This is a genomic window from Solirubrobacter ginsenosidimutans (assembly GCF_027587205.1).
On the sequence record NZ_JAPDOD010000002.1, the window covers coordinates 321,579 to 346,581 of the forward strand.

Annotated in this window: 27 protein-coding genes; 9 read left to right on the forward strand and 18 right to left on the reverse strand. The window is 71.4% G+C overall.

The genetic code is table 11. The features are described 5' to 3' along the window. Window positions 1-5: 5 nt before the first annotated feature. The 5 genes from OM076_RS04000 to OM076_RS04020 all read right to left on the reverse strand — a co-directional run bounded on the left by OM076_RS04000 (window position 6) and on the right by OM076_RS04020 (window position 3,844). A complete protein-coding gene (locus OM076_RS04000) occupies window positions 6-632 on the reverse strand; it encodes a DsbA family oxidoreductase (RefSeq protein WP_270038121.1) in 627 nt (208 codons plus the stop codon). Further along, the gene (locus OM076_RS04005) at window positions 629-1,687 is read right to left on the reverse strand and encodes an LLM class flavin-dependent oxidoreductase (protein ID WP_270038122.1); all 1,059 of its coding nucleotides are present in this window, start codon (window positions 1,685-1,687) and stop codon (window positions 629-631) included. Before OM076_RS04005 ends, OM076_RS04000 begins: the two co-directional genes overlap by 4 nt. Further along, window positions 1,684-2,121 (reverse strand): cupin domain-containing protein, encoded by a 438-nt coding sequence (locus tag OM076_RS04010; RefSeq protein WP_372517995.1) that lies wholly within the window; start codon window positions 2,119-2,121, stop codon window positions 1,684-1,686. Before OM076_RS04010 ends, OM076_RS04005 begins: the two co-directional genes overlap by 4 nt. Window positions 2,122-2,241: 120 nt before the next feature. Further along, entirely contained in the window at window positions 2,242-2,967 is a 726-nt protein-coding gene (locus OM076_RS04015; protein ID WP_270038125.1) for an ArsR/SmtB family transcription factor, read from the reverse strand. Between the two features lie 40 nt (window positions 2,968-3,007). Further along, window positions 3,008-3,844 (reverse strand): AraC family transcriptional regulator, encoded by an 837-nt coding sequence (locus OM076_RS04020; protein ID WP_270038126.1) that lies wholly within the window; start codon window positions 3,842-3,844, stop codon window positions 3,008-3,010. A gap of 92 nt (window positions 3,845-3,936) precedes the next feature. Between OM076_RS04020 and OM076_RS04025 the strand changes: the two genes are divergently transcribed. After that, the gene (locus tag OM076_RS04025; RefSeq protein ID WP_270038127.1) at window positions 3,937-4,992 is read left to right on the forward strand and encodes an aldo/keto reductase; all 1,056 of its coding nucleotides are present in this window, start codon (window positions 3,937-3,939) and stop codon (window positions 4,990-4,992) included. On the opposite strand, the gene OM076_RS04030 is transcribed toward OM076_RS04025, so the two are convergent. The 3 genes from OM076_RS04030 to OM076_RS04040 form a co-directional block, all read right to left on the reverse strand. Next, the gene (locus OM076_RS04030; RefSeq protein ID WP_270038129.1) at window positions 4,978-5,289 is read right to left on the reverse strand and encodes a hypothetical protein; all 312 of its coding nucleotides are present in this window, start codon (window positions 5,287-5,289) and stop codon (window positions 4,978-4,980) included. The two genes, OM076_RS04025 and OM076_RS04030, sit on opposite strands and share 15 nt — an antisense overlap. Next, window positions 5,286-6,536, reverse strand: a complete 1,251-nt coding sequence (locus tag OM076_RS04035; protein ID WP_270038130.1) for an ATP-binding protein — start codon at window positions 6,534-6,536, stop codon at window positions 5,286-5,288. Before OM076_RS04035 ends, OM076_RS04030 begins: the two co-directional genes overlap by 4 nt. 119 nt (window positions 6,537-6,655) lie before the next feature. After that, on the reverse strand, window positions 6,656-7,732 hold the full coding sequence (locus OM076_RS04040; RefSeq protein ID WP_270038132.1) for a cytochrome P450: 1,077 nt from the start codon (window positions 7,730-7,732) through the stop codon (window positions 6,656-6,658). Between the two features lie 17 nt (window positions 7,733-7,749). Here OM076_RS04040 and OM076_RS04045 point away from each other — a divergent pair, with 17 nt between their 5' ends. Beyond that, complete coding sequence (locus OM076_RS04045; protein ID WP_270038134.1) at window positions 7,750-8,175, forward strand: hypothetical protein; 426 nt, start codon at window positions 7,750-7,752, stop codon at window positions 8,173-8,175. Here OM076_RS04045 and OM076_RS04050 read toward each other — a convergent pair. The 3 genes from OM076_RS04050 to OM076_RS04060 all read right to left on the reverse strand — a co-directional run bounded on the left by OM076_RS04050 (window position 8,161) and on the right by OM076_RS04060 (window position 12,341). Then, window positions 8,161-10,422, reverse strand: coding sequence for a xanthine dehydrogenase family protein molybdopterin-binding subunit (locus OM076_RS04050; RefSeq protein ID WP_270038135.1), 2,262 nt, complete (start codon window positions 10,420-10,422; stop codon window positions 8,161-8,163). The two genes, OM076_RS04045 and OM076_RS04050, sit on opposite strands and share 15 nt — an antisense overlap. Then, entirely contained in the window at window positions 10,419-10,883 is a 465-nt protein-coding gene (locus OM076_RS04055; RefSeq protein ID WP_270038137.1) for a (2Fe-2S)-binding protein, read from the reverse strand. The genes OM076_RS04050 and OM076_RS04055 overlap by 4 nt, the downstream gene beginning before the upstream one ends. A 90-nt stretch (window positions 10,884-10,973) precedes the next feature. After that, the gene (locus OM076_RS04060) at window positions 10,974-12,341 is read right to left on the reverse strand and encodes an HD-GYP domain-containing protein (protein ID WP_270038138.1); all 1,368 of its coding nucleotides are present in this window, start codon (window positions 12,339-12,341) and stop codon (window positions 10,974-10,976) included. Window positions 12,342-12,496: 155 nt separating this feature from the next. On the opposite strand from OM076_RS04060, the gene OM076_RS04065 reads away from it, so the two are divergent. After that, window positions 12,497-13,690, forward strand: a complete 1,194-nt coding sequence (locus tag OM076_RS04065) for an EAL and HDOD domain-containing protein (RefSeq protein ID WP_270038140.1) — start codon at window positions 12,497-12,499, stop codon at window positions 13,688-13,690. A 2-nt stretch (window positions 13,691-13,692) separates the two neighbouring features. On the opposite strand, the gene OM076_RS04070 is transcribed toward OM076_RS04065, so the two are convergent. From OM076_RS04070 to OM076_RS04085, 4 genes are read right to left on the reverse strand one after another with little or no spacing between them, the layout of a single operon-like run. After that, on the reverse strand, window positions 13,693-14,160 hold the full coding sequence (locus OM076_RS04070; protein ID WP_270038142.1) for a VOC family protein: 468 nt from the start codon (window positions 14,158-14,160) through the stop codon (window positions 13,693-13,695). Further along, complete coding sequence (locus tag OM076_RS04075; protein ID WP_270038144.1) at window positions 14,157-14,474, reverse strand: hypothetical protein; 318 nt, start codon at window positions 14,472-14,474, stop codon at window positions 14,157-14,159. Before OM076_RS04075 ends, OM076_RS04070 begins: the two co-directional genes overlap by 4 nt. Continuing rightward, window positions 14,471-14,815 (reverse strand): hypothetical protein, encoded by a 345-nt coding sequence (locus tag OM076_RS04080; RefSeq protein WP_270038146.1) that lies wholly within the window; start codon window positions 14,813-14,815, stop codon window positions 14,471-14,473. Before OM076_RS04080 ends, OM076_RS04075 begins: the two co-directional genes overlap by 4 nt. Then, the gene (locus tag OM076_RS04085) at window positions 14,812-16,152 is read right to left on the reverse strand and encodes a hypothetical protein (RefSeq protein WP_270038147.1); all 1,341 of its coding nucleotides are present in this window, start codon (window positions 16,150-16,152) and stop codon (window positions 14,812-14,814) included. The genes OM076_RS04080 and OM076_RS04085 overlap by 4 nt, the downstream gene beginning before the upstream one ends. Before the next feature lie 106 nt (window positions 16,153-16,258). On the opposite strand from OM076_RS04085, the gene OM076_RS04090 reads away from it, so the two are divergent. Beyond that, on the forward strand, window positions 16,259-17,728 hold the full coding sequence (locus OM076_RS04090; RefSeq protein ID WP_270038148.1) for an MFS transporter: 1,470 nt from the start codon (window positions 16,259-16,261) through the stop codon (window positions 17,726-17,728). Here OM076_RS04090 and OM076_RS04095 read toward each other — a convergent pair. Continuing rightward, on the reverse strand, window positions 17,725-18,657 hold the full coding sequence (locus OM076_RS04095; RefSeq protein ID WP_270038150.1) for an SDR family NAD(P)-dependent oxidoreductase: 933 nt from the start codon (window positions 18,655-18,657) through the stop codon (window positions 17,725-17,727). The genes OM076_RS04090 and OM076_RS04095 overlap by 4 nt on opposite strands. A gap of 70 nt (window positions 18,658-18,727) precedes the next feature. Between OM076_RS04095 and OM076_RS04100 the strand changes: the two genes are divergently transcribed. Continuing rightward, complete coding sequence (locus tag OM076_RS04100; protein ID WP_270038152.1) at window positions 18,728-19,321, forward strand: TetR/AcrR family transcriptional regulator; 594 nt, start codon at window positions 18,728-18,730, stop codon at window positions 19,319-19,321. A gap of 54 nt (window positions 19,322-19,375) precedes the next feature. Here OM076_RS04100 and OM076_RS04105 read toward each other — a convergent pair whose 3' ends face one another. Continuing rightward, entirely contained in the window at window positions 19,376-20,233 is an 858-nt protein-coding gene (locus OM076_RS04105; RefSeq protein ID WP_270038153.1) for a sigma-70 family RNA polymerase sigma factor, read from the reverse strand. A gap of 79 nt (window positions 20,234-20,312) precedes the next feature. Between OM076_RS04105 and OM076_RS04110 the strand changes: the two genes are divergently transcribed. The 4 genes from OM076_RS04110 (at window position 20,313) to OM076_RS04125 (ending at window position 23,988) form a co-directional block, all read left to right on the forward strand. Then, window positions 20,313-21,725 carry an MFS transporter gene (locus tag OM076_RS04110; RefSeq protein WP_270038154.1) on the forward strand — a complete coding sequence of 471 codons (1,413 nt, stop codon included), beginning with the start codon at window positions 20,313-20,315 and terminating at the stop codon, window positions 21,723-21,725. Between the two features lie 63 nt (window positions 21,726-21,788). Beyond that, window positions 21,789-22,274, forward strand: coding sequence for a GbsR/MarR family transcriptional regulator (locus OM076_RS04115; protein WP_270038156.1), 486 nt, complete (start codon window positions 21,789-21,791; stop codon window positions 22,272-22,274). Next, entirely contained in the window at window positions 22,271-23,203 is a 933-nt protein-coding gene (locus tag OM076_RS04120; RefSeq protein ID WP_270038157.1) for an ATP-binding cassette domain-containing protein, read from the forward strand. Before OM076_RS04115 ends, OM076_RS04120 begins: the two co-directional genes overlap by 4 nt. Continuing rightward, entirely contained in the window at window positions 23,200-23,988 is a 789-nt protein-coding gene (locus tag OM076_RS04125; RefSeq protein ID WP_270038159.1) for an ABC transporter permease, read from the forward strand. Before OM076_RS04120 ends, OM076_RS04125 begins: the two co-directional genes overlap by 4 nt. Here OM076_RS04125 and OM076_RS04130 read toward each other — a convergent pair. After that, window positions 23,941-24,987: a threonine aldolase family protein gene (locus OM076_RS04130; protein ID WP_270038160.1), complete on the reverse strand. Its 1,047-nt coding sequence runs from the start codon at window positions 24,985-24,987 to the stop codon at window positions 23,941-23,943. The genes OM076_RS04125 and OM076_RS04130 overlap by 48 nt on opposite strands. Window positions 24,988-25,003 lie beyond the last annotated feature (16 nt).

The window sequence follows — 25,003 nt, forward strand, 5'->3', positions numbered from 1 at the left end:
GTCGCTCATGTCGCCACCGCCTCGCGGGTGAGCGCGGCGACGTAGTCCTCGTAGGCCGTCCAGCCGGCGAGAATCCGCCCGTTGATGATCAGGGTGGGGAAGGGGTAGCGATAGTCGTCGCCGTCGGCGCGGGCCACGCCGCCGGCGATCAGGTCCAGCGGGGGGCGGCGCGTCTCGAGCCGGTCGGCCTCGACCGAGGCGAAGACCTCCGGCGCGTCGAGGTCGGCGATCAAGCGGTCGACGTCGAGGCCGATCACGGTGTCGAGCGCCTCGCGGATCCGCTCGCGGCTGTCGGCCGGGCGGCCTTCGAGGAACGTCGCCTCGCGCAGGCGCAGCAACACGGCCTCGGCGACCTCCTCCCCCTGGTGCTCCGCCGCACGGGCGGCGAGCGACTCGGGCAGCGAGGAGGACGAGACGTACTCCAGCCGGGGAGCGATCTCGGCGCCCGTGACGGCAGCGACCTCGCGCCAGTTCGCGTGCTGCTCCTCCGGACCGCCGGGGCGCGGACCGGGCACACCGAGTACCCGCCGCCAGCTGACGTCATGCGCCGCCCGCAGCCGCGCGAGCTTGCCGACGCTGCTCCACGACCAGATGCACCCCGGGTCGGTGAACTCGATGACGTCGATGCTCATGCCGCCACCAAGGACCGCTCGCGGACGAGCGAGATGACCTCGCCGTAGGCGACCGCGTCGTTGTAGGGCTCGTAGCCGCGGATCAGGAGCGTGCTCGCGCCCGCGTCCACGTAGGTGAGCAACGCGTCGGCGACCTGCTCTGGCGTGCCGACGAGCGCGGTCGAGTTGCCCGCCGCGCCGGTCGCCTTCGCCAGCTTGGTGAACAGGCGCTCGTCGTGCACGGGCCCGTCGGCGGCGAACTTCAGCAGCCGCTCGGAGCCCTCGTTGCGCTGGGTCGGGAAGCCCTTGGTGAACGCGCCCGCGCGCTCCTCGGTGACCCGCAGGATCTCCTCGGCCCGCTCCCACGCGGCCGCCTCGGTCTCCGCCACGATCGGACGCAGGCTGACGCTGAAGCGCAGGCTGCGGCCGTGCTCGGCCGCGGCGGACTGGACCTGCGCGATCCGCTCGCGCACGCCCGCCAGCGGCTCGCCCCAGAGCGCGTACACATCGGCGTGCTCGGCGGCAACGCGGACGGCGTCGGCCGAGGCGCCGCCGAAGTAGATCGGGATGTGCCCGTCGAGCGGGCGGACCGAGGACCAGGCGTCCTTGACGCGGTAGAACTCGCCCTCGTGGTCGAAGCGCTCCGTCTCCGACCACTCGCGCTTGACGACCTCGAGGAACTCGCCGCTGCGCCGGTAGCGCGCGGCCTTGTCGAGCCAGTCGCCGTCGCGGGCCTGGTCGGCGTCGTCGCCGCCGGTGATCGTGTGCAGCGCGATCCGGCCCGGATAGAAGGCGTCGATCGTCGCGTACTTGCGCGCGGCGATCGTGGGCGCGACGAAGCCCGGGCGGTGGGCGAGGAGGACGCCGAGGCGCTCGGTGGCGGCCAGCGTCTGGTCGGCGAGGATGAACCCGTCGGCCATCGCCGAGGAGTGCGGGATCAGGACCTTGTCGAACCCCGCGGCCTCATGGGCGCGGGCGAGCGCGCGCAGGTAGTCGGGCTGCACCACCGGGCCGCTGGCCGCGATCGTCTCGGAGAACTCGTGCGGGAAGACGTGCCCGATGAACTCGATCGTCATGACGGCTCCACGGGGGTGTCGAGGCTCGGCAGGTTCACGACGATCCCGTCCTGGCGGTTGCGGGCCAGCACGACCACGGCCGGCTCGTCGTGCGGGTTCTCCTCGCGGTGCGGGACGTAGGGCGGGACGAACACGTAGTCGCCCGGGCCGGCCTCGATCCGGCGCTCCACGCCGTCCTCGAGAAAGACGAACTCCGGGTGGCCGGAGACGACGTAGATGCCGGTCTCGGCGGCGCCATGGTGGTGGTCGCCCGAGTTCATGTTGGCGCCCACGTGGTTCTCGCCGAGCCACAGCTGCTCGGTGCCGCCGTGGCGGGCGGAGAGGGCTTCAAAGCGCTTCATGCCCTTGGTCTGGGCAGTGTCTGCGTCCAGCTCGCCCGCCCGCGTGTGGTGCAGCGGGCGGTGCCAGGCTCGGGTTCCGGTGTCGTCGGCGATGCCGGTCAACGGACGGTCCTTTCGGCGTCGGGAAATGGGTCGCCGCAGGCGGCGGCGAGAAGGCGTGGCGGTGGTGCTCGGGAGCGGTGCGCGCTCAGGCGCGGCGACATCGGCGGGTCGTCATGCCGCGACGCCCGCCGCTTCACGCAGTTCCCAGCTCTCCGGCGCGATGCCGAAGCGCTCCTGCAGCGCGACCCGGCCCGCGAGCGTCACCGTCACGGCGCGGCTCGCCTCACGCGTCTCGACCCACCCGCGGCGGACGAGTTCCGCGCTGAGCGCGGCCCCGAGGCTGCCGGCGAGGTGATGCCGGCGCTCGCTCCAGTCCATGCACGCGCGGGTCAACGGGCGCGGGCGCGCTTCGAGCGCTGCCGTGTCGATGCCGAGCTCGGCGAAGACGCGTGCGCCGGCGGGGCTCACGGCGTAGTCGTTGGCGTGCGGCACCAGCAGGTCCGCGGCGACGAGGTGCTCGGCCAGCGCGACCCCGGCGCGGCCCGCCAGGTGGTCGTAGCAGAGGCGGCCGCGGCGCAGATCGTCGCGCGCGTTGGCGCCCTTGAGCGAGGTGACCGGGAGCGCGGGAGCGAGCAGGATCAGCACTTCGAGCGCGTCGGCGATCGACTGGCTCGCGAGCCGGTACAGACGCTGGCGACCGCGCGGCTCGACGCGGATCAGCCCGCCGACCTCGAGCTTGCGCAGGTGCGCACTGGCCAGCGAGCGCGAGACCTCCGCGCGCTCGGCCAGGGCGGAAGCGGGCGTGAGGCCGCCATTGAGCAGCGTCAGCAGGATCGTCGCCCGCGTCCGATCTGCCAGCAGCGCGCCGATGCGCGCCAGGTCGGCCTCACCCGTCATGCAAACAGCATAAACCCGATCTAGTTCAACATGTATTGAACTATCGCGAATCGCGGCTCGGCGGCACGCCGAACATGCGCCGGTACTCGCGGCTGAACTGCGACGGGCTGTCGTATCCGACGGCGAAACCGACGCCGGCGACATCACCGGCGTCGGCCAGCAGCCGCGTCCGCGCGGCGTGCAGGCGCAGCTGCTTCTGGAACTGGATCGGGGTCATCGAGGTCACCGCGCGGAAGTGGCGGTGAAACGACGAGACGCTCATCGTCGCCAGGGCCGCGAGGTCCTCGACGCGCAGCGGCTCGTCGTAGTGGTCGCGGATCCGGCGGATCGCGCGGGCGAGGTGGGCGAGGTGGCTGTCGGCCAGCCCGATCTGGCGCACGGTCGCGCCCTGCGGGCCGGTGAGCAACCGCCAGAGGATCTCGCGCTCGAGGCCCGTCGCCAGCGCCGGAATGTCCTCCGGCGCGTCCAGGAGAGCGAGCAGGCGGGCGAGCGCGTCCAGCAGGAGCGGCGAGGCGTCGCTCACGCCCACGCCGACGGGTGCGGCGGCGTGGGGGATCGGTTGGGTGTCGAGAAGCAGCTCGGCGATCTTGTCCGCGCGCAACTCGAGCACGACGGCGAGGAACGGCGCCTGCGTGATGTGGCCGGTGACCGGCAGGTCGACCGATGCGACGAGGAACTGGCCCGCGCCGTAGGTGAACGCGCGGCCGTTGAGCGTCGTCTCCTTGGCGCCCTGGGCGACGACCGCGAGGGTCGGGCGGAGCATGTCGCCCAGCGGCTCGGTGGGTGTCGGTGCCCGCAGCACCGACACGCCTCCGAGCGCGGTCGCGGTGAGCCCCTCGCGGGCGTGGCGGGTGATCGACTCCTGCAGGCGGTCCACTGCGATGAGAGTGCCACGGTTGGCAGGATCGTGCAAGAGCGAGGCAGCATCGATCTACCACTTGGAGCACCGGCAGTGATGTCCTTCATGCCGTGACCTCTCTCGATTCCTATCTCACCCTCGGCCGCTCCGGATTGCGCGTCAGCCCGCTCTCGCTGGGCACCATGACCTTCGGCGAGGACTACGGCTGGGGCGCGAGTCCCGCGACTTCGCACACGATCCTCGCCGAGTACCTCGAGCACGGCGGCAACGTCGTCGACACTGCCAACACGTACACGAATGGGCACTCGGAGCAGATCGTCGGCGAGTTCTTCGCCGCCCGCCCCGGCCTGCGCGACCGCATCGTGCTGAGCACGAAGTTCTTCGCCAACCTGCATCCGGGCGACCCCAACGGCGGCGGCGCCGGGCGCAAGGCGATCGTCGCCCAGCTCGAGGAGTCGCTGCGGCGGCTCCAGACCCACTACGTCGACCTGTACTGGCTCCACGGCTGGGACCGGCGCGTCCCGGTCGAGGAGACGCTGCGCGCGCTCGACGACCTCGTCGCCGCCGGCAAGGTCCGCTACGTCGGCTTCTCGAACGTGCCTGCGTGGGTCACCGCACAAAGCGAGACGATCGCGCACTTCCGCGGCTGGGCGCCGGTCACCGCGCTGCAGCTCGAGTACTCCCTCCTCGAGCGCACCTCCGAGGGCGAGCTGCTGCCGATGGCCGAAGCGCTCGGTCTCGGCGTCCTGCCGTGGAGCCCGCTGCGCGGCGGCCAGCTCACCGGCGGCGGCTCACGCGCCGCGCTCACGGGCGGGCCGGACGAGCACGACCGGGTCGTCATCGACGCGGTCGCGCGGGTCGCCGCAGCGCTCGGTGTCAGCGCCGCGGAGGTCGCGCTCGCCTGGGTGCGCGGCCGGCCGGCGATCAGCTCGACGCTGCTCGGCGTCCGCACGCTCGATCAGCTGCACTCGAACCTGCGCTCCTTGGCGCTCGCCCTCAGCCCCGAGCAGCGTGCGACCCTCGACGACGTGTCGGCGCCGGTGCTGGACTTCCCCGCCGCGATCACCGCCGGACCTGGCCCGATGCTCGGCTTCGGCGGCGCGACCATCGACGGCGTCGCATATCCGACCTGGCCGCCGCTCGAGGCCAGCTCAGCCCGCTACTGACACCCGCCGGTGCAGGTCGACGATCAGCTGCGCGACCCGCACCGCCTCCTTGTCATTCATCGAGAACGCGGTCAGCGCCATGTCGCCGTGCTCCCCGGTCGGGTCCGCGACGCCGGTGAGCGCCATCAGGATCTCCTCGAGCCGCTCGCCGTCCGCCGGGTCGGCGAAGTCACTCGCCTGCAGCGGGAGCAGCAGGACGCCGGCCGCCTCGAGCCGCCGGTGGATCGGTGCGCTGCTGGCCGCCAGCGCCTCGATCGCGTTCAGGAGCCGCTCGCGCCCATCGTCCCTTGACTTCATCGTCCGCTCCATAGGCCGCTGATCGGCACCGCCGCGAGGCGATCCCCGAACGGGACGGTGCTCGCACCGGTGTACAGCAGCGCGCCGGCTCTGAACGCCTGCCCCAGCTTGTCGCGCAGAAACGCCAGACCCCTGAAGTCACGCTCGTAGACGGTCGCGGCCGACTTCACGTCGACGGCGGAAACCGATCCATCGCGATGCTCCAGGACGAGGTCGACCTCCCGCTGCTCGCGATCGCGGAAATGAAACAGCTGCGGGCGATCGTCGAGCCAGGAGATCTGCCGGTCGAGCTCCATCGCGACGAAGGTCTCGAAGAACATCCCGCCGAGGTCAGGATTGTCGGCGATGCGCGACGCGTCCGCCCCGACGAGGTACGCCAACAGGCCGGTGTCGGCGATGTGGACCTTCGGTCGCTTGATAGAGCGGGCCAGGAGGTTGTTGCTCCAGGCCGGCAGGCGCCTGATTAGGAAGAGCGTCTCCAGCAATTCGACGTGCCGGCGGAGCGTGGTCGCCGGGGCGGCCATCGTCTTGCTCAACCGTTCCACGTTGAGCTCTGCGGCGGACGTAGCTCCGATCGAAGAGAGCAGGCGTGCGACGAGCGCGCGATCGGCGACATCGCCCAGCGTTGCGAGGTCCTTGTCCATGATGCCGTCGATGTAACTCTCGAAGAAGCGTGCACGCCGATTGGGTGCCCGCAGTTGCGCCTCGGGATACCCACCCGCGGCCAGGATGTCGGCATACGCGGGCCGGCCGACACGCGCGTCGACGACCTCCGGGAAACGTCCGAGGGCGAGGTCGGGCACGAAGCGCTCCCGTCGGCCGTTGACCTCACCTTGGCTGAACGGGTGCAGCCGGAGGTACTCCGCCCGCCCGGCGAGGCTTTCCTTGACCTGCTTCATCTCGAGGAGGTTCGCCGAGCCCGTGATGGCGAATTGCCCAGGCGACTTGTCGCGATCGACACGGACCTTGATCTCGGTCATCACCTCAGGAACGCGCTGCACCTCGTCGAGCGCGACCGGGGTTTTCAGCCCCGCGATGAAACCGGCCGGGTCGGTCGTCGCGGCCGCTCGAACCGCCTGGTCGTCGAACGTGAGGATCCGGCGATCCGCCGCCTCCGTGGCGGCGACCTGCTCCAGCAGCGTGCTCTTGCCGACCTGGCGGGCGCCGAGGACCACGACGACGCGCGTGTCGGCCAAGGCTTGTTCGACGGCGCGCTGGGCGTGTCGCGGGAGCAGTCCGGCGTGCATTGGCGCAGGCTAACGGGTCGACCCGACAAATCCACCACGGGAAACCCGCGAATCCTCCACGCCTACTCCGACAAATCCGCCACGCGCAGCCCGCGGATCCGCCACGAGTCTTCCGTGCTTCACGCGGGGGTCAAGCGCAGGATCATGTGCCGGTGGCCGTTGACGGCGGGTGAGGCGAGGCGTTCGGCCGGGCCGGCGACCTCGATCGCGCGGGTCGCGTCGACGATCGCGCGGAGTGCGATCGACGCCTCCAGGCGGGCGAGCGCGGCGCCGAGGCAGAAGTGCACGCCGTGGCCGAAGCTGAGATGGCGGGCTGCACCCTCGTTGAGCCCCGCGTACGCGAGCTGGACGAGTCCGTCGGCGGGGATCGCGACGCCGCCCAGCGTGACCGGACTCGTCGCGCGGCGCCAGAACGCCGCGAACGGCGGGTCGATCGCCAGCCGGTGCTCGACGAACGCGCTGAGGTCCTCCGGGACGGGACCGCTCGCCAGCTCGGCGAGCGCGCCCGCGAGCAGATGCCCGACCGAGTCCGAGCCGGCGACGAGCACCTCGCGGCACAGCCCGGCGGCCTCGCGCGCGGAGACCGCCCCGTCGTCGACGGCGCCTCGCAGAAGCGCGAGGATCCCGCCGGCCGGCTCCTCGAGCGCGGCGAGGAAGAAGCGCATCACGTCGCGCTCGGCCACCAACCGGGCGCGCAGCGCGGCGCGGTCCTCCGTCGCGGTGTCGTCGGTGCTCGCCGCGTGCGCCAGCGCCTCGAGCGCGTCCCACCGCGCCCGCGGGAGACCGAGCAGCCGCGCGACCACGCGGAACGGCACCGGGCGCGTGAACGCCGCCACGACATCGACCGGCTCGCCGGTGACGATCCCGTCCAGCGCCGCCTCGACCTCGCCCGCGATCATCGCCCGCCACCCCTCGACCGCGCCGGGCGCGAACGAGCGGCGCAGCACCGCGCGCATCCGGCCGTGGTCGGGCGGGTCGAGCCCGACGAGCGCCTGCGGCGTCAGCGCCAGCAACTCGCGCACGCCCGCGTCCTGCGCCGCGAGCTCCGCCACCCACGTGTCGTACTCGACCGGGCGCGGCCCGTCGAAGCGGTCCGAGCTCCACTGCGCCGGGTCGTGCAGGACCGCGAGCGCCGTCGGCGCGTCGGTGATCACCCACCCGTCGAGCGTGTCGTGTCGCCGGACCACGGCGATCAAGCCTAGGATCCTCAGCCGTGACCGAGATCGACGACTCGCTGCGTACCGCGCTGGCCGAACTGGAGGACTACCTCGACGGCGTTCCCGATGAGCGGGTGGCGGAGCTGACGCTGCCGTTCGCATCCCGTTGGGTCCTGCCGGAGCTCGGCTTCGACCTGCCCCGCCTGCAGGAAGAGGCCGACACGTTCGTCAAGGCGACGCCGCTCAGCGACCGGATCCTCTCCAGCTATCCCGGCCAGGTCGGGTACTGGGTCGAGCAGCGGATGGCGCTTGACGGCGACGCGGCCACGCAACTGCGCCGCGCCGAGACGATGCTGGCCGAGCGGGCGCAGCTCGTCGAGGACGAGGGCTTCCCGCGCGTCGCGGCGGGGCTGCGACGCGCGGCCGGCGATCCGCTCTGGTCGGCGATCGCGCAGCGGATCGCCGAGTCAGTCCTCCCGTAGCATCCGCCGCACGCGCGCGGGGGTGAACGGCACCTGCCGGATGCGCTTGCCCGTCGCGTCGAAGATCGCGTTGGCGATCGCGGCCGGGCCGTTGGTGATCAGCACCTCACCCGCGCCCATCACGTCCACGTCCTTGCGGTCGATGATCCGGAAGTGCAGCTTGGGCATCGCGTTGAAGCGGATGACCGGGTAGCTCTCCCAGTCCTCCGAGGTGATCCCCTCGGGCCCCCACTTGAGCTCCTCGATCAGCGAGCGGCTGACGGTCTGCATCAGGCATCCCTCGGCCTGCGCGCGCATCCCGTCCGGGTTCAGGGCCGGTCCGCAGTCCTGCGCGGACCACACCTCGTCGACGACCACCTTGCCGGTCTTGGTGTCCACGGTGACGCCGAACACCGCCGCGTTGTAGCCGTTGTCGCCCTCGTAGACCATCGCCGCGATCCCGCGGCCCTTTTTGAAGCGCCCCGAGTCGATCTTCGAAGCTGCCGGGCGCGGCTTCCACTTCGCCATCGACGCGGCGAGGTTGATCACGTCGATCAGCCGCTGGTCCTTGAGGTGAGCGAGCCGGAACTCGACCGGGTCGCGGCCCGCCAGGTGCGCGAGCTCGTCCATGAACGACTCGTTCGCCCACGTGTTCTGGATCCGGTTGGGCGAGCGCAGCGGCCCTGCCATGAACGCGTGCTGGCCGCTGTGGCTGCGCAGCCGCTGGCTCGGGATCACGTACGACGGGCCGGAGTTGGAGTTGTCGACCGCGTTGGGCCGGCTCGCCGGCGTCAGCGGCGGCGACTTCGGCAGCGGGTTCTCCGGCAGCCCGAGGAGGACGCCGGTCGGCAGGTTCGCGGGCGGACCGGGCCGGCCGCCGCGGGTGGCCGTCCACGCGACGCCGTCCCACGCGACGACGTTGCCGTTGGCGTCCAGGCCGCCGCGCATCTCGTGCAGATACGGCTGGCCGTAGTTCTCCCACTTGTGCTCGTCCGCGCGCATGTACTGCACGCGGACAGGCTTGCCGACCTGCTGGGAGATCACCGCGGCGTCGAGCGCGACGTTGTCGGCGCCGTTGAGCCCGTAACAGCCGGAGCCTTCGACGTAGATGACGTGCACGTTCTGCTTGGGCAGGCCGAGGGCGGTCGCGATCGCGTCGCGCAGCGGGTAGACGCCCTGCGTCGAGGACCACACCGTCGCCGTCTGCCCCTCGACCGAGGCGACGGCGGCCGACGCGCCCATCGACCCGTGCATCTGGATCGGGTAGCGGTAGTTGACCTGGAGCTTCTGTGCCGCGGCGGCGAGGGCGGGCTCGACGTCGTAGGTGTTGATCAGGATGCGATCGGTGGTCGCGGTCTGGCGCTGCAGGTCGCCGTAGAGGTGCTCGAAGTCCGGAAGCGGCGCGGTCTCCCACTCCACCTTCAGCAGCGAGGCGGCGTCGATCGCCTGCTCCTCGCGCTTGGCGACCACCGCGACGAAGTTGTTCTTGACGACCGTCGCGAGGAACCCCGCGGGGTTGTGGCCGCCCGGGAAGCCGTCGACCTTCACCAGCTTGGAGTCGAGCGTCGGCGGGCGCACGACGCGCGCGTGGACCATGCCCGTCACGCGCACGTCCTGCGTGTACTCGAACGCGCCGGTCGCCTTCGCGGGTACGTCGACGCGCGGCACGCTCGTCCCCACGACGCGATAGTCCTCGAAGCGCTTCGGTACCGCGTTGCCGGTGATCTTGAGGTTGAACTGACGGTTGCCGATCAGCTCGGCGTAGGAGACCTGGCCGCTGCCGCCGTGGACGACGCCGTCCTTGACGGTCAGCGCCTCGATCGGCGCGCCGAGGCGCGCGGACGCCATGCCGAGCAGCGCCAGTCGAGCTTCCGCGGCGGCCTGGCGCAGGCCGCCCTTGGCCGCGTACTGGGTCTTGTTGGACTGGCTGCCGGCGGTGAAGCCCTGGTCGGGCGTGCGCCAGGTGTCGCCCTCGACGACCGTGAGCGCGGACAGCGGCACGTCGAGCTCGTCGGCCACGAGCTGCATCGTCGTCGTGAGCACGCCGGTCCCGAGCTCGACCTTGCCGGTGAGGACGGTGACCTTGCCGTTGCCGAGCACGGCGAGCCACGAGTCGATCAATGTCGGGTCGACCAGCGCGGGGCCGATCTGCGGCGCCTGCAACGTGGCAAACGCGGTCCGCGGGTTGAGCAGTCGCGGGAGCGTCGCGGCGACGAACATCGCGCCGGTGCCGGCGAGGAACTGGCGGCGATCGAGCGTGGCGGTCATCGCTTCGCCTCGGCGGCCGCCTTGATCGCGGCGACGATCCGGAAGTGGGTGCCGCAGCGGCAGAGATACGGGGTCATCGCCCGCTTGATCTCGTCCTCCGTCGGGTCCGGGTGCGCGGCGAGGAACGCGTCCGCCGCGACGATCATCCCGTTCGTGCAGTAGCCGCACTGCGCCGCCTGATGCGCGATGAACGCCTCCTGCACCGGGCCGGGCTTCTCCTCCGTGCCCAGGCCTTCGAGCGTCGTGATCTTGTGATCGACGACGTCGCCGACCGCCGTCACGCATGAGCGCGTCGGCTCGCCGTCGATCTGCACGGTGCACGCGCCGCACTGCGCGAGCCCGCAGCCGAAGCGCGGCCCGCGAAGGTGCAGGTCGTTGCGCAGCACGTAGAGGAGCGGCGTGTCGCGCGCGGCCTCGACCACATGCCGTTTGCCGTTCACGCGAATGGCCACCTTCGCCATCTCTGCCTCCTCCGTAAAAGTCAGACCCTGGTGCCGGACTGTTCCGACGACCGGAATTCGCAATCCGGACCGACTCGGTTCAATTGAGGCTTATAGCGGAGCTGGGACGCTCATCTTTGTCTCGCGGACCGTCAGCACCCATTCGGGCGCTTCGACGACGGCGAGCAGCGCCTCGACGACGGCGGGGTCGAACTGCGTGCCCGAGCAGCGTCGCACCTCCGCGACCGCGTCGGCCACCGGCATCGCCTTGCGGTAGGACCGGGTCGTCGTCATCGCGTTGAAGGAGTCGCAGACGGCGACGATCCGGGCGGCCAGCGGGATCGCCTCGCCGGCGAGCCCGTCCGGGTAGCCACCGCCGTCGTAGCGCTCGTGCGAGGCGCGGACCACGACGCCGACGCTCGAGAGCATCCCGCCGACGCGATCGAGCATCTTCTGGCCCTCGATCGTGTGGGTCTTCATGATCGCCCACTCATCCGCGTCGAGCTTGCCCGGCTTGTTGATGATCGAGTCGGGGATCGCGATCTTGCCGATGTCGTGCAGCAGCGCGCCGAGCTCGGTCTCGCTGCGGACCTCCTCGGAGACGCCCATGCGCTCGGCGACGCTGACTGAGAGCTCGACGACGTCGTGGGTGTGATGGCCGGTGTACTCGTCGTCGTCCTCGAGCAGATCGGTCAGCAGCAACGCGGTCCCGCGGTAGGAGCGGCCGAGCTCCAGGGTCTGCTCGATCCGCGCGTCGCGCTCGCGCGCGAAGACGTTGAGCAGCGCGACGAGCGGCAGCACGAGCGCGACGGTGACCGGCGCGGTGTCGGCGGCGATCGCGGTGAGGACGGCGATCGGCCAGAGCAGGGTGGCGACCTTGTTCGCGCGCACGTACGCGGCGGCGAGCTCGCGCGCCGGCGTGCCGGTCGCGAGCCGCGTCCGCAGCGCGAACGTGACGCAGTCGATGGCGGCGTGGGCGAGGAACGCGAGCCCGTACACCGGCAGCCAGTGCCACGCCGGGAGCTGCGCGCCGAAGGCCAGCAGCACCGTGGCGGGGCCGATCACGAACCACGAGTCGGCCAGCGGCGGGAACACGAGGCGGTTGATCGAGCGCTGGCCGAGGACGACGCTGAGCGCCTGCGAGAGCAGGTAGGCGAGCGCGACCAGCAGCGGGACGATCGGCGTCGGGAGCAGGAGCAGCATCGGGAACGCGACCAGCTCGACGGGCACGAGCGTCGCCTCGAGATACGCGAAGCCGACGCGCGACACGCCCGCCAGCATCACCACGAACAGCGCGGCCAGCGGCAGCGAGAACGCGCGCGTGGGCTCAAAGAGGAACGCGAGCGCGAGCGCGGCGACGAGGAAGGCCAGCCCGAAGAGCGTCTCGCCCAGCCGCTCACCCGCATCGAACGAGGCGCGAGGGCGGGCGCGTCCCTGCTCGATCCGGCGCGCGATGGAGTTCGGAGCGTCCTTGGACATGGGTCGGCCCAAGTGATCGGCCATCCGAGCGGCGCCTGAAGACGGCGGTCGATCGGCGCCGGAATTGTCAGGGCTAGACCCGATTCGATCCGGAGGGGGTTAACGTCGCCCGCCGATCGGCCGATAGAGCCACCATGCAACTGCGCGAGCGATTTGTGAGGCCCTCTGAGGAGACCGCACCCGCGGTCGTCGTCTCCCGCCAGCCGATCCTCGACCAGTGCGAGCGCATCGTCGGCTTTGAACTGCTCACCCCGGCCGCCGACGACTCGCGCGAGGCGACGGCGACGCTGCTCGCCCACGCGTTCGGCGACATCGGTCTGCCGCGGCTCGCCGGCTCGCGCACGGTGCACGTCAACGTCTCCCGCGACTTCCTGCTCGCCGCGCGCCCGCTGCCGCTGGATCCGGCCGGCGTCGTGCTCGAGATCGAAGCCGATCAGCCCGCCGATGACGTGCTCCTCGCGGTCATCCGCGAGGCGCGCAACCAGGGCTTCCGGATCGCGCTCGACCACTTCCGCGCCGAAACCGACGCACTCCTGGACTACGCCGACAGCGTCAAGCTCGACGTCGCCCTGATGGACGAGGACGCGATCGACGCCGCCGTCAACGTGGCGCGCGGCCTCGGCCTCGGCGTGATCGCCGGTGGCGTCGAATCGCGCGACAAGTACGGCTTCACGCGCGGCCTGGGCGTCGACTTCTTCCAGGGCCAGTACTTCGCCGAGCCGGTGATCGTGACCGGCACGTCGGTGCCTACCTACCGTTTCCGCGCGCTGTCGATGCTGGCGGCGGGCGACGCGACGTCGTTCGAGCAGCTCGAGCGCGTCATCTCCGAGGACCCGGGCCTGAGCCTCAAGCTCGTCAAGCTCGCCAACTCGGCCTTCTTCGGCGGCCGCCATCGCGCCGGGACGATCCGCCAGGCGCTGATGACGCTCGGCTCCGTCGCCGTCCGCCGCTGGGCGACGATGATGGTGCTCGCCGGTGTCAGTGACCGTCCCAGCCACCTGCTCGAACTCGGCCTGCTGCGCGCGCGCCTGTGTGAGCTCGTCGCCGCTCGGACGCCCGGTGCCGAGGCCGAGCGCGGCTTCACCGTCGGTCTCTTCTCGGTCGTGGACTCGCTCCTGGGCACCCGCATGCCGGCGCTGCTCGAGGACCTGCCGTTCGACGAGCGCACGACCCTCGCGCTCGGCGCCCACCAGGGCCCGGAGGGCCGTCTGCTCGCCGGGATCCTCGCCTACGAAAGCGGCGACTTCGACGGCTGCGTGCAGGCCGGCGTGAGCCTGGTCGACATCGCCCGCGCCTACGGCGAGGCGCTCGACTGGACCGACGGCGCGCTGGTGCAGCTCACCGCCTGAACCTATTCGGGCACGTAGAGCCGCGCACGCATGTTCTCGTCGGTCTGGGGATTGAAGTCCCACAGGCCCTTGAGCTGGGCGCGCAGGTCGTCCGGAAGCCGGTCGACCCCGTCCTGGTCGATCTCGACGAGGTTCCAGGCGGGATCGCGCAGATAGAGCTGCACGACGTCGCCGGGGAGTTCGACGAGGTGGTTGCCGAAGGCCTCCTTGTCGAACGCGTTGCGACGCTCAGCCGCCCGGTAGACCGGCTCGAGGTCGTCGACGGTGATGCCGAGGTGGTGGTGGCTCGTCGGCTGCAGATCCTTCTCGAAGAGGTGCAGCTGCGTCCGGCCGAGCGCGAGCCACTGGACCGGAAGGCCGAAGTTGGGCGTCGGGATCGGCTCCGCGGCGAGGACGTCGACGTAGAAGTCGACCGACTCCGCGAGGTCACGCGCGTTGATGGAGACGTGGTTGACGCGGGCGTTCGTCACGGCAGCGGTGGTCCTCCAGGCGCGCCGCCGGGAGCGCCGCCGGGCGCCATCAGCGTCAGCGAGGGCTCGGCGGGCAGCAGCTCGATCTCCGCGCCGGCCACCGCCGCGGCCGCCGCGCGCGCCGCCTCGGGATCCTCGCCCGGCTGGAACGCGACGATGTCGACCGCGGCCACGCTGCCGCCGCTCACCGCGTAGGACGCCACCCAGCGCAGGTTGGGGACGGCCATCCGCAGGGCCATCGTGACCTGTGCGTGCACCGCCTCGGCGTTGCCGCCGGGGGCGCGCAGCAGCAGCACGTGCAGCGCGTCGCTCATGTGCGGTTGCGCTCGCGCAGGACGAGTTGGGCCGCGACCATGCCGAGCCACTGGCTGAACACGCCGCGGTCGGTGTCGTCGTGGGAGGCCGCGAGCCCGATCTTGAGCACGTTGTCCAGCGCGGGCGGGACGAAGCCGTCGGGCTTGAAGCTGGCGGCGTCGGCCACCTGGCCGGACGTCACGAACTGGTTGTCGAGCTGGATCGCCGCGGCGACGGAGCCGATGCCCTGTAGCTCGGGGCGCATCTTTCCGTCCTCGCCGACGATGCCGCCGTCGAACACGGCCGCGAGGTCGAGCGTGCTGAGCTCCGCGTCGGAATAGCTGCGGTCGTCGTCGATCATTTCGGCGAGGGCCGATCGTACCCCGCGAGGAAGGGCCATGACAGCGGGGGTGCCAGCGCGTTGGTCAGGAACTGCTGTCGCGTCACCCACGTCGTCGTGCCGCTGCCCGGGTCGTTGACGAGGATCGAGTCGCCCTGGGCGCGCAGGCCCATCACGTAGTGGGCGGTCACCGTCGGGCCGCCGCCGATCAGGATCGGGACCTGGATGCCCTGGTCGAGGAAGCCGATGATCGACGTGACCGCCTTGTCGACCTCGCCGCCCGCGGGGTTGACCGGCGCGATCGCCGTCACCAGCGTGAACGCGTACGTCACGCCGGTGGCGGAGGAGATGTCGTTGAGGTCGGACTCGACCCACGCGCCCTGGCCGGCGGTGCCCAGCGGCGTCGGCATCGAGCCGTGGCCGATCAGGATCGCGCCCTGCTCGAGCGTCATCGGCAGGTTGGTCCAGCTCGCGCCGCTGACCGGGCCCGCGGCCGTCAGCGAGAGGGCATAAATCGGGTCGTTCTGCGCGTGGATCGTCTGCACCGACGTCGGCCCGCACGCCATCTGCCACTGCTGCTGGATGCCCGCGGACGCGCCGCCCTGCGCCACGTTCTCGTCCGCGACGTTGAGGTTGGCCAGCAGCCACGGGCGGTCCTTGCCGCGGATCGTGTTCGCGAACGTCGCGATGTCGGCGATGCTGCGCTCGGCCGCGAGCGCCTTGCAGATGAACGCCAGCTCGGCGCCGGAGCCCGCGTAGTACATGAGCTGGCGGAACTGCAGGTAGTCGTTCTCGGGGATCTCGTCGATGCGGGCGATCGCGCGGCGCACCTGGCGGTCGTTGATGACGCCCGGGGAGATCTCGCACGTCAGGTTCAGGTTGTCCTGGCGCGTCCAGCGCTTCAGTTCCGCGCCGCGGTCGACGCAGTCCCACCACACGCGCGCGTGCGTGGCCATCATCGCCGGCAGCCGCTCGCCGAACGAGGCCCAGATCCGCTCCAGCGCGGCCTCGTCGCGCGGGCCGACCCAGAACTGGTCGAGCAGGATCGCGATCAGCTCGAAGCGCTGTGAGTCCGAAGCGGGGGTGAAGTCGTCGATCGCCTTGATCGCCCCGATGTCGCGGTCGGCGATCGCCTGCGCGATGCTCGCGTTGGCCTGCGGCGCCTCGGCCGTCTCCGGCTCGCGGGCGACGGTCGCGCGGGCGCTGCTGCGCGCCATCAGCGCCATCGCGGCCTGGTTGCCCATCGTGCGCTGCAGCTCGAGGATCTGCGCGACGGGCGCCGGCGGCGGCGCGGGGTCGCGCTGCCCGTGCTCGCGCTCGAGCTCCTCTTCGCGGTTGAGCCTCGTCTTCGTGATCATCGTTGGGCGGGACCGTACGTCGAGGTACCCCGCGAAGCTAGAGGAAAACGGGCAGCCTTTTGCATCGGACGTGTAACGCGCGTTGCGCGCCCTGGACTCCGGTGAGATGACCGGCCCACGAGCGTCCCGCCGCGAATGGATCGGTCTGGCCGTGATCGCGCTGCCCTGCCTCGTCTACGCGATGGACCTCAACGTCCTCAACCTCGCGTTGCCGTCGATCAGCGCCGACCTCGCGCCCAGTGGCACGCAACTGCTCTGGATCGTCGACATCTACGGCTTCATGGTCGCGGGCGCGCTGATCACGATGGGCGCGCTGGGTGACCGGATCGGCGCGCGGCGGATGCTGCTGATCGGCGCGGGCGCGTTCGCGGTCACGTCGGTGCTCGCCGCGTTTGCCACCAGCGCCGGGATGCTGATCGCGGCGCGTGCGCTGCTCGGGTTGGCGGGTGCGACGCTGGCGCCGTCGACCTTGTCGCTGATCCGCACGATGTTCGAGGATCCGCGCCAGCGGACGTTCGCGATCGGCGTGTGGGCGACGAGCTACAGCGTCGGCGCGGCGATCGGGCCGCTGGCGGGTGGGGCGGTGCTGGAGTTGGCGTGGTGGGGCTCGGTGTTCCTGCTCGGCGTGCCGGTGATGGTGCTCACGCTCCTGCTCGGCCCGCGGCTGTTGCCGGAGCATCGCGAGGGTGAGACGGGGCGTGTGGACGTCTTGAGCGCGGCGCTGTCGCTCGTCGCGATCCTGGCTGTGATCTACGGGCTCAAGCACCTCGCCGTCGGCGGGTCGCTGCCGGGGCTGTGGGTCGCGCTGGGCTTCGTTGCGGGGGCATTGTTCGTGCGCCGCCAGCAGCGCCTGTCGGACCCGCTGATCGATCTCTCCCTGTTCCGGCTGCCGGCGTTCAGCGCCGCGCTGGCCACGAACCTCGTCGCGTTCTTCGTGATCTTCGGGATGGCGCTCTTCACCGCGCAGTACGCGCAGTCGGTCCTCGGCTACTCGCCGCTGATCGCGGGGCTGCCGACGGTGACCGAGGCGCTCGGGTTCGTCGTCGGCTCGATGCTCACCGCCCGGCTCGCCGCGCGTTTCTCGGCGCCGGTGTTGATCTCGGCGGGCATGGGGATCGGCGCGTTCGGCTACCTGATCGTGGCGTTCACCGACCAGTCCCTCACGCCGCTCTTCGTCGGGCCGACGATCGGCGCGATCGGGCTTGCCTTCGTGATCACACTGGTCGCCGATCTCGCCGTCGGGGCCGCGCCGAAGGAGCGGGCGGGTGGCGCCGCGGCGACCTCGGAGACGAGCTCTGAGCTGGGCGGCGCGTTGGGGCTCGCGATCCTCGGCAGCATCGGTGCCGCTGTGTATCGGGCGGGTGTGCCGGCGCGGGCGCCAGAGACGATCGGGGATGCGGTGGGTACGTCGTTCGCGGATCCGGCGCGGGACGCGTTCGGGACCGCGCTGACCGCGACCGCGTCGCTCAGCGCGGCTGCGCTGAGCGTCGCCGCGGTGGTCGCGTTCGTGCTGCTGCGGCGGTCGGCGGCCGCGGCTCCCGCCGCGGCCGCCGCCTCCTCCGAAGGCGTCGGTTAGGCGACGAGCGCCTCGGAGACCTCCCACAGGCGCTCGGCGTTGGCGGGGTCGAGCGCGTAGGCGGCGACGCCGGAGCCGGGGTGGGGGATGACCGGCGCCTCGACGATCGGTGCCTCGTTGCCGTGCTCGAAGTAGTGGCCGCCTTGGCCCTCGAGCGCGGGCCAGGTGGCGAGGAGCACCGAGGTCGCCGCGCCTTGCTGCAAGGTCTTGAAGCGGTAGCTGCCGGAGGTGCGCAGCTGTTGCAGGACCGCCGGGTCGATGTGGCGGGCGAGGTTGGACTCGAAGATCGCGCCGGGGTGCACGGCGTTGGCCGTGATGCCGTCGGCGCCCCAGCGGCGTTGCGCCTCGACGGCGAAGAGGACGTTGGCCGTCTTCGATTGGGCGTACGCGATCATCGGGTCGTAGTCGCGGCGTTCGAAGTGCAGGTCCTCGAAGTCGACCGGTGCGCTCAGATGCCCGACCGAGCTGAGCGAGACGATCCGCGCCTTGCCCGCGGCCTTGAGCGCGTCGTGGAGCCCGGTGGCGAGCGTGAAGTGGCCCAGGTGGTTGGTCGCGAACTGCAGCTCCCAGCCCTCGGGTGAGCGCGTCAGCTCCTGCAGCGCCATCACGCCCGCGTTGTCGACGAGGATGTCCAGCGGGCCGTCCCAGGCGGCGGCGAACGCCTTCACGGACGGTTGATCGGCGAGGTTGAGGTGGCCGACGCGAACGTCGCCGTCGATGTCGTTGGCGACCCGCTCGCCCGCCGCGGTGTCGCGGACCGCGAGCGTCACCTCGGCGCCGGCACCGGCCAGCGCGCGGGCGGTTTCGATGCCGATGCCCGACGAGCCGCCGGTGACGATCGCGCGCTTGCCGGTCAGGTCGATGCCCTCCACGACCTCCGCGGCGGTCGATTCGAAGCCGAACGGGGTGGTGATCAAGGTCTCTGGCATGGAAGCTCCTAAACTCTGGTGACAACCGGAAGTCGATTCCGGTTCCAGATACTGTACCACCTAAGCGGAAATGGATTCCGATTCCACATCACCGATGCGCGCCGACGCGCGCCGCAACCGCGACCGCCTGATCGAGGCGGCCCGCGAGCTGTTCGCGCACGGCGGCACGTCCGTCCCGCTCGCGGACGTCGCCAAGGCCGCGGGGGTCGGCACCGGCACCGCGTATCGCCACTTCCCGACGCAGGAGGCGCTGGTCGAGGCGACCTACCGCGACGAGATCGCGCGGCTGCGCGGCGCCGCGGACGAACTGCTGAACGACCACCCGCCCGACGAGGCGTTGGCGCTCTGGCTGCACCGCTGTATCGACTACCTCGCGACCCAGCGCGGCCTGTCCGAAGCGATGCGCGCCGTCGTCGCGTCCGGCGCCGCCGTCCACGCCGACTCACGCGCAGTGATCGTCGCGGCGCTCAACCAGCTGCTCGACGCCGCCCAGGCCGCCGGCACCGTCCGCACCGACGTCGACGCGCTCGACGTCGCCGCCGCCCTCGGTGGCATCTACCTGGTCTCCGACCCCACCCGCGCCCACCGCGTGCTCGCCGTCTTCACCGCGGGCCTCCGAACCTTAACCCCACCTAAGGGGCCAGACCCCTTAGGTTCCCTTTAGGTCGCGTTCGCCGCACAATGCCGGTTCCCGGGCCGCGCGGAACCTAAAGCCGAGCTAAGGGGTCTGGCCCCTTAGGTGGGCTTTAGATAGGCGGGTGGGGTCGGCGAGGAGGTCGATCTCGGTGATCAGGCCGCCCGCGATCGTGAAGCCGGCCACCGCGTAGACGCGGTCGGTGTCGGCGACGACGAAGCCTGGGGCGCCGTTGACCAGTGCGGGGCGGGCGAGTGGGGCGAGGCGGTTGAAGGTGACCGCCTGGCGTGCGACCTCCTCCGCGCCGCGGGTCTCACGGGAGAGCGCGCCGCGGTCGACGCGGATCAGGACGTCGGGATGGAGGACGGCGACGAGCGCTTCGAAGTCGCCGTCGCGGGCGGCGGCGAGGAAGGCGTCGACCACGGCACGCTGCGCGGAAAGGTCCGCGTCCGGCTCGGGTACCGCGCCGCGCACGCGCCGGCGGGCGCGGCTGGCCAGCTGGCGGGCCGCGGCCGGGGAGCGATCGACGATCGGCGCGATCTGGTCGAACGGCACCGCGAACATGTCATGCAGCACGAAGGCCAAGCGCTCGGACGGCTCCAGCGTGTCCAGCACGACGAGCAGCGCCAGCCCGACGGAGTCGGCCAGCAGCGCCTGCTGCTCGGGCCCGTCGCCGACGATCGGCTCCGGCACGTGGACGCCGAGCGGCTCCTCGCGGCGGGCGTTGCGCGAGCGCAGCATGTCGAGGGCGATGCGCGCGACGACGGTCGTCAGCCAGCCGCCGAGGTTCTCGATCCCCTCAGGCGAGCGGCTGAGGCGCAGCCACGCCTCCTGGACCGCGTCGTCGGCTTCGCTCGTCGATCCGAGCATGCGGTAGGCGACCGCGCGCAACTGCGGCCGGTTGGCCTCGAACCGCTCTGCCAGCCACTCGACTTCGCCCATTGGTCACATCCCTTCGTCGTGATGCGTCAAGGGGGTGACGAACCACGACCGCCCGATGTGACCGAAGGAGGCACAGCTCATGCAATCACCCGTACCGCACGACCGCCGTTGGCTCGCCCTGGTGGTGATCGGCATCGCCCAGCTCATGGTGGTCCTCGACGTGACCATCGTGAACATCGCGCTGCCCTCCGCCCAGCGCGAGCTCGGCTTCTCGTCGGACGACCGCCAGTGGGTGATCACGGCCTACGCGCTCGCCTTCGGCAGCCTGCTGCTGCTCGGCGGGAGGATCGCCGACCTCTTCGGCCGCAAGTGGACCTTCATCGCCGGATTGCTCGGCTTCGCCGCCGCGTCGGCCGTCGGCGGTGCGGCGGACAGCTTCGGCGTGCTCGTCGCCGCACGGGCGACGCAGGGCGCGTTCGCCGCGTTGCTCGCCCCCGCCGCGCTGTCGCTGCTCACGACGACGTTCACCGATCCCGCCGAACGCGGCAAGGCGTTCGCCATCTACGCCGCGATCGCCGGCATGGGCGGAGCCATCGGCCTGCTCCTCGGCGGCGCGCTGACCGAGTTCCTCGACTGGCGCTGGTGCCTGTTCGTGTCCGTCGTCTTCGCCGTGCCCGCGGCGCTGGCGGCGCTGCGCCTGCTGCGTCACGTCCCCACGCCCAACCGCGCGCGGCTCGACGTCCGCGGAGCCGTCACCGCCTCGGCGGGGCTGTTCGCGCTCGTCTTCGGCCTGTCGCGGGCGGAGACCGACGGCTGGGGCGACCCGACGACCGTCACCGCCCTGATCGCGGCCGCCGTGCTGCTCACCGGGTTCGTGCTGTTGCAGGCGAGGACCGCGCAGCCGCTGCTCCCGTTGCGGGTGGTCACCGACCGCGACCGCGGCGCCTCGTTCCTGGCCATCGGCACCGCCAGCGCGGGGATGTTCGCCGTCCTGCTGTTCCTCACGTTCTATCTGCAGGTGACGAAGGGCTTCAGCGCGCTCGAAACCGGCCTCGCCTTCCTGCCGATGAGCTTCTCGATCGCTCCCACCGTGGGCGTCGTGACTACGAAGCTCCTGCACCGGACCGGTCCGCGCCCGCTCGTCCCGGCGGGAATGCTCACGGGTGCGCTCGGAATGCTCCTGCTCACCCGCATCGGCCCCGACACCGCCTACGCCACCCACGTCCTGCCCTCGCTGATCCTGATCGGGATCGGGTTCGGGCTCACGCTCGCGCCGTCGTTCGTCACCGCCACCCACGGCGTCCCGGTACACGACAGCGGCATCGCGTCGGCGATGGTCAGCACCTCCCAGCAGATCGGCGGGTCGATCGGCACGGCGCTGCTGAGCACGCTCGCCGCCGCCGCGGCCACGCCGGTGGACGGCTACACGACCGCGTTCACCTGGGCGGCCGTGATCCTCGCCGGCGGCGCGGTCGTCTGCGGGAGCCTGCTGCGCTCGAGCACCCGCCCCGAGACGTCCCACGGCCCCGGAGCAGAGCCGGTCGCCGCGTGAACATAAAGAGGGTCTGACCCCCTTTAGGGTTGGGATTCCTGGAATACGTGTAATCTCAGGGATGTGGCAACTGACGCTGAACTCGATTTCGCCGATCAGGTGGGGCGGTACTTCGCCCGCCAGTACGGCATGCCGCCGGCGACCGGACGGGTCGCCGGCTGGCTGTTGCTCTGCGACCCGCCGGCACAGACGGCCGGGGAGATCGCCGAAGCGCTGCAGATGAGCCGGAGTGCGGCGGGCTCGGCGGTCGGCACGCTCGAACACTGGGGGATGCTCCGGCGCTTCCGCGCGGCGGGTGAGCGGGCGGACCGCGTGATGATCCACCCCTCCTACGGCCTGCAGTCGCTCGAGAGCGCGGGTGAGTACGAGGCGCTGGCCGCCATTACCCGCAAGGGACTCAAGGCCATCGCCGGCGCCCCCGTCGAGCGCCGCGCCCGCCTCGTCGAGATGACCGCGCTGTGCGAGTTCCTGATCGAGCGAATGCCGAAGCTCGCCGACGAATGGCGCGAACACCGCGAAACCCTGCGTGCTTCCGGAGAGCTTCCGTGACCCCCGCCATCGCTGCCGAAGGTGTGCGACACACCTTCGGCGACGTCGTCGCGCTCGACGGCCTCGACCTGACCGTCGAGCCCGGAACCGTCTTCGGCCTGCTCGGCCCCAACGGCGCCGGCAAGACCACGCTGGTCCGCGTGCTCGCCACGCTGCTGCAACCCACGAGCGGGAGCGCGAGCATCCTCGGTCACGACGTCGTCGCCGAGCCGCTCGCCGTGCGGCGGCGGATCGGCCTCGCCGGGCAGTTCGCCGCGGTCGACGAGGAGCTGACCGGCCGCGAGAACCTCGAGATGATCGGCCGGCTCTACCGGCTGCCGCCGCGCGAGGCCAAGTCCCGCGCGGGCGACGTGCTCGACCGTTTCGGGCTCGCCGACGCCGCCGACCGCCGGGTCTCCACCTACTCCGGCGGCATGCGCCGGCGGCTGGACCTCGGCGCGAGCCTCACCGGCCGCCCGCCGGTGATGCTGCTCGACGAGCCGACCACCGGCCTCGATCCCCGCACCCGCCAGGAGCTCTGGAACACGGTCGACGAACTCCGCCGCGACGGCACGACGATCCTGCTGACCACGCAGTATCTGGAGGAGGCGGACCGGCTCGCGCAGCGGATCGCGGTCGTCGACCACGGCCGGATCGCCGCCGAAGGCACCGCGTCGGAGCTGAAGGCCACGATCGGCAGCGAGGTGCTGGCCGTGCGGGTCGATCCGGCCCACGCGGACGCCGCCGCCGCGGTCCTCGCCGACCTCACCGAGGAGCCGATCGTCGATCAGGCCGCGGGCGAGATCCGCCTGGCGGTCACCGATTCCAGCGCGTCCGCCGAGGCGGTCCGCCGGCTCGACGCCCGCGGGCTCCCGATCGCCGCCATCGAGCTGCAGCAGCCGAGCCTCGACGACGTGTTCCTCAGCCTGACCGGAAAGCGAGCCGCATGATCTCCTCCGAGCCGACCCGGCTGACCTTCGCGGAGGTCCTCGCCGACAGCCGCGTGATGGCCGGCCGCCAGTTGCGTAAGACCCTGCGCAAGCCGGTCTACGTGATCTTCGCGTTCGTGCAGCCGGTGATGTTCGTGCTGCTGTTCCGCTACGTCTTCGGCGGCGCGATCGACACCGGCGACGTCGACTACGTGGACTTCCTGATGCCGGGCATCATCGTCCAGACCGCGGTCTTCGGCGCGTTGATGACCGGGATCGGGTTGAACACCGATCGCGCGACCGGCGTGGTGGATCGCTTCCGCTCGCTGCCGATCTCGCGCTCCGCGGTTCTGTTCGGGCGCACGGCGGCGGACATCGTGCAGAACGTGATGACGCTGATCGTGATGCTGCTGGTGGGCGTGGCGGTCGGCTTCCGGCCGAGCGAGCCGGTCTGGAGCATCGCGCTCGCGCTGCTGATCGTGCTCGCCTTCTCGTACACGTTCTCGTGGATCAGCGCGTTCGTGGGACTGAGCGTCAAAGACCCGGAGACCGCGCAGTCGGCGGGTTTCATCTGGGTCTTCCCGCTCACGTTCGTGTCGAGCGCATTCGTGCCCGCGGACTCGATGCCCGGCTGGCTGGAGGCATTCGCGAACGTCAACCCGATCACGCTGGTCGTGGACACGGTCCGCGCGCTGATGATCGGCCAGGGAGATGTCGCCGGTCCGCTGCTCGGCACGCTTGCCTGGCTCGTCGGTCTCCTAGCCGTATTCGTACCGCTGTCCATGCGCGCCTTCCGGCGCGCTTGAGAGGACGTCGCCGACCACCGCGATCGCATGGTCGATGTCGGATGTGTCGACGTCGAGGTGGGTGACGGCGCGTAGCCGGTCGCCCACCGGGCCGATGCGGACGCCGCGCCGCTCCAGCGCGCCGAGGAAGTCGCCGTGGTCGGCGCTGAAGAAGACCATGTTGGTCTGCGGGTCGGGCGTGTGGACGTCGAGGCCGAGCTCGAGGAGGCCGTCCGCCAGTCGCCGCGCGTGGGCGTGATCCTCGGCGAGGCGTTCGACGTGGTGGTCGAGCGCGTAGACGCACGCCGCCGCGGCGATACCCGCCTGGCGCAGCGCGCCACCCACCATGTGCTTCAGTGCGCGCGCCCGCTCGATGAAGTCCGCGTCGCCCGCGAGCACGGCGCCGATCGGGGCGCCGAGCCCCTTGGTGAAGCACAGCCACACGGAGTCGACGAGCGCGCAGTAGTCACTCGCGGGCGTGCCGGCGGCCACGACCGCGTTGAGCAGGCGGGCGCCGTCCATGTGGATCGCCAGGCCGGCGTCGCGGGCGGCGTCGGTGACCGCCTGCAACTCATGCAGCGGCCAGATCGTGCCGCCCGCGAAGTTGTGGGTCTGCTCGACGCAGAGGAGCGCGGTCCGCGGCTCGTAGAGCGTGCCGCGCGCGGCACGGCGTGTGACGTCCTCGGGGGTGAAGTGGCCGTCGGCGCCGTCGAGCGCGTCGATCAGCACCCGCGCGAGCACCACCGGCCCGGCGCTCTCGGAGCGGATCAGGTGGGCGTCGTGGTGGGCGAGCACCGCCTCGCCGCTGCGCGCGTGCACGGCGACCGCGATGTTGTTGGCCATCGTCCCGCCGGGCAGGAAGAGCGCCGCCTCCTTGCCGGTGAGCTCGCACACGCGTCGCAGGAGCGCGTTGACCGTCGGGTCCTCGCCGCGCTGCTCGTCCCCGACCTCGGCGGCGGCGATCGCGGCGCGCATCGCGGCCGTCGGGCGAGTGAGCGTGTCGCTGCGGAGATCGATCATGCGTCGCATCGTCGTC

Bases quoted from the DNA above. Each gene is read 5' to 3' on its own strand.
- OM076_RS04000 (WP_270038121.1), bottom strand. From the start codon at position 632: ATGAGCATCGACGTCATCGAGTTCACCGACCCGGGGTGCATCTGGTCG.
- OM076_RS04005 (WP_270038122.1), bottom strand. From the start codon at position 1,687: ATGACGATCGAGTTCATCGGGCACGTCTTCCCGCACGAGTTCTCCGAG.
- OM076_RS04015 (WP_270038125.1), bottom strand. From the start codon at position 2,967: ATGACGGGTGAGGCCGACCTGGCGCGCATCGGCGCGCTGCTGGCAGAT.
- OM076_RS04030 (WP_270038129.1), bottom strand. From the start codon at position 5,289: ATGAAGTCAAGGGACGATGGGCGCGAGCGGCTCCTGAACGCGATCGAG.
- OM076_RS04035 (WP_270038130.1), bottom strand. From the start codon at position 6,536: ATGCACGCCGGACTGCTCCCGCGACACGCCCAGCGCGCCGTCGAACAA.
- OM076_RS04050 (WP_270038135.1), bottom strand. From the start codon at position 10,422: ATGACCGCCACGCTCGATCGCCGCCAGTTCCTCGCCGGCACCGGCGCG.
- OM076_RS04055 (WP_270038137.1), bottom strand. From the start codon at position 10,883: ATGGCGAAGGTGGCCATTCGCGTGAACGGCAAACGGCATGTGGTCGAG.
- OM076_RS04060 (WP_270038138.1), bottom strand. From the start codon at position 12,341: ATGTCCAAGGACGCTCCGAACTCCATCGCGCGCCGGATCGAGCAGGGA.
- OM076_RS04075 (WP_270038144.1), bottom strand. From the start codon at position 14,474: ATGAGCGACGCGCTGCACGTGCTGCTGCTGCGCGCCCCCGGCGGCAAC.
- OM076_RS04080 (WP_270038146.1), bottom strand. From the start codon at position 14,815: ATGATCGACGACGACCGCAGCTATTCCGACGCGGAGCTCAGCACGCTC.
- OM076_RS04085 (WP_270038147.1), bottom strand. From the start codon at position 16,152: ATGATCACGAAGACGAGGCTCAACCGCGAAGAGGAGCTCGAGCGCGAG.
- OM076_RS04090 (WP_270038148.1), top strand. From the start codon at position 16,259: ATGACCGGCCCACGAGCGTCCCGCCGCGAATGGATCGGTCTGGCCGTG.
- OM076_RS04095 (WP_270038150.1), bottom strand. From the start codon at position 18,657: ATGCCAGAGACCTTGATCACCACCCCGTTCGGCTTCGAATCGACCGCC.
- OM076_RS04100 (WP_270038152.1), top strand. From the start codon at position 18,728: ATGGATTCCGATTCCACATCACCGATGCGCGCCGACGCGCGCCGCAAC.
- OM076_RS04105 (WP_270038153.1), bottom strand. From the start codon at position 20,233: ATGGGCGAAGTCGAGTGGCTGGCAGAGCGGTTCGAGGCCAACCGGCCG.
- OM076_RS04110 (WP_270038154.1), top strand. From the start codon at position 20,313: ATGCAATCACCCGTACCGCACGACCGCCGTTGGCTCGCCCTGGTGGTG.
- OM076_RS04125 (WP_270038159.1), top strand. From the start codon at position 23,200: ATGATCTCCTCCGAGCCGACCCGGCTGACCTTCGCGGAGGTCCTCGCC.
- OM076_RS04130 (WP_270038160.1), bottom strand. From the start codon at position 24,987: ATGATCGATCTCCGCAGCGACACGCTCACTCGCCCGACGGCCGCGATG.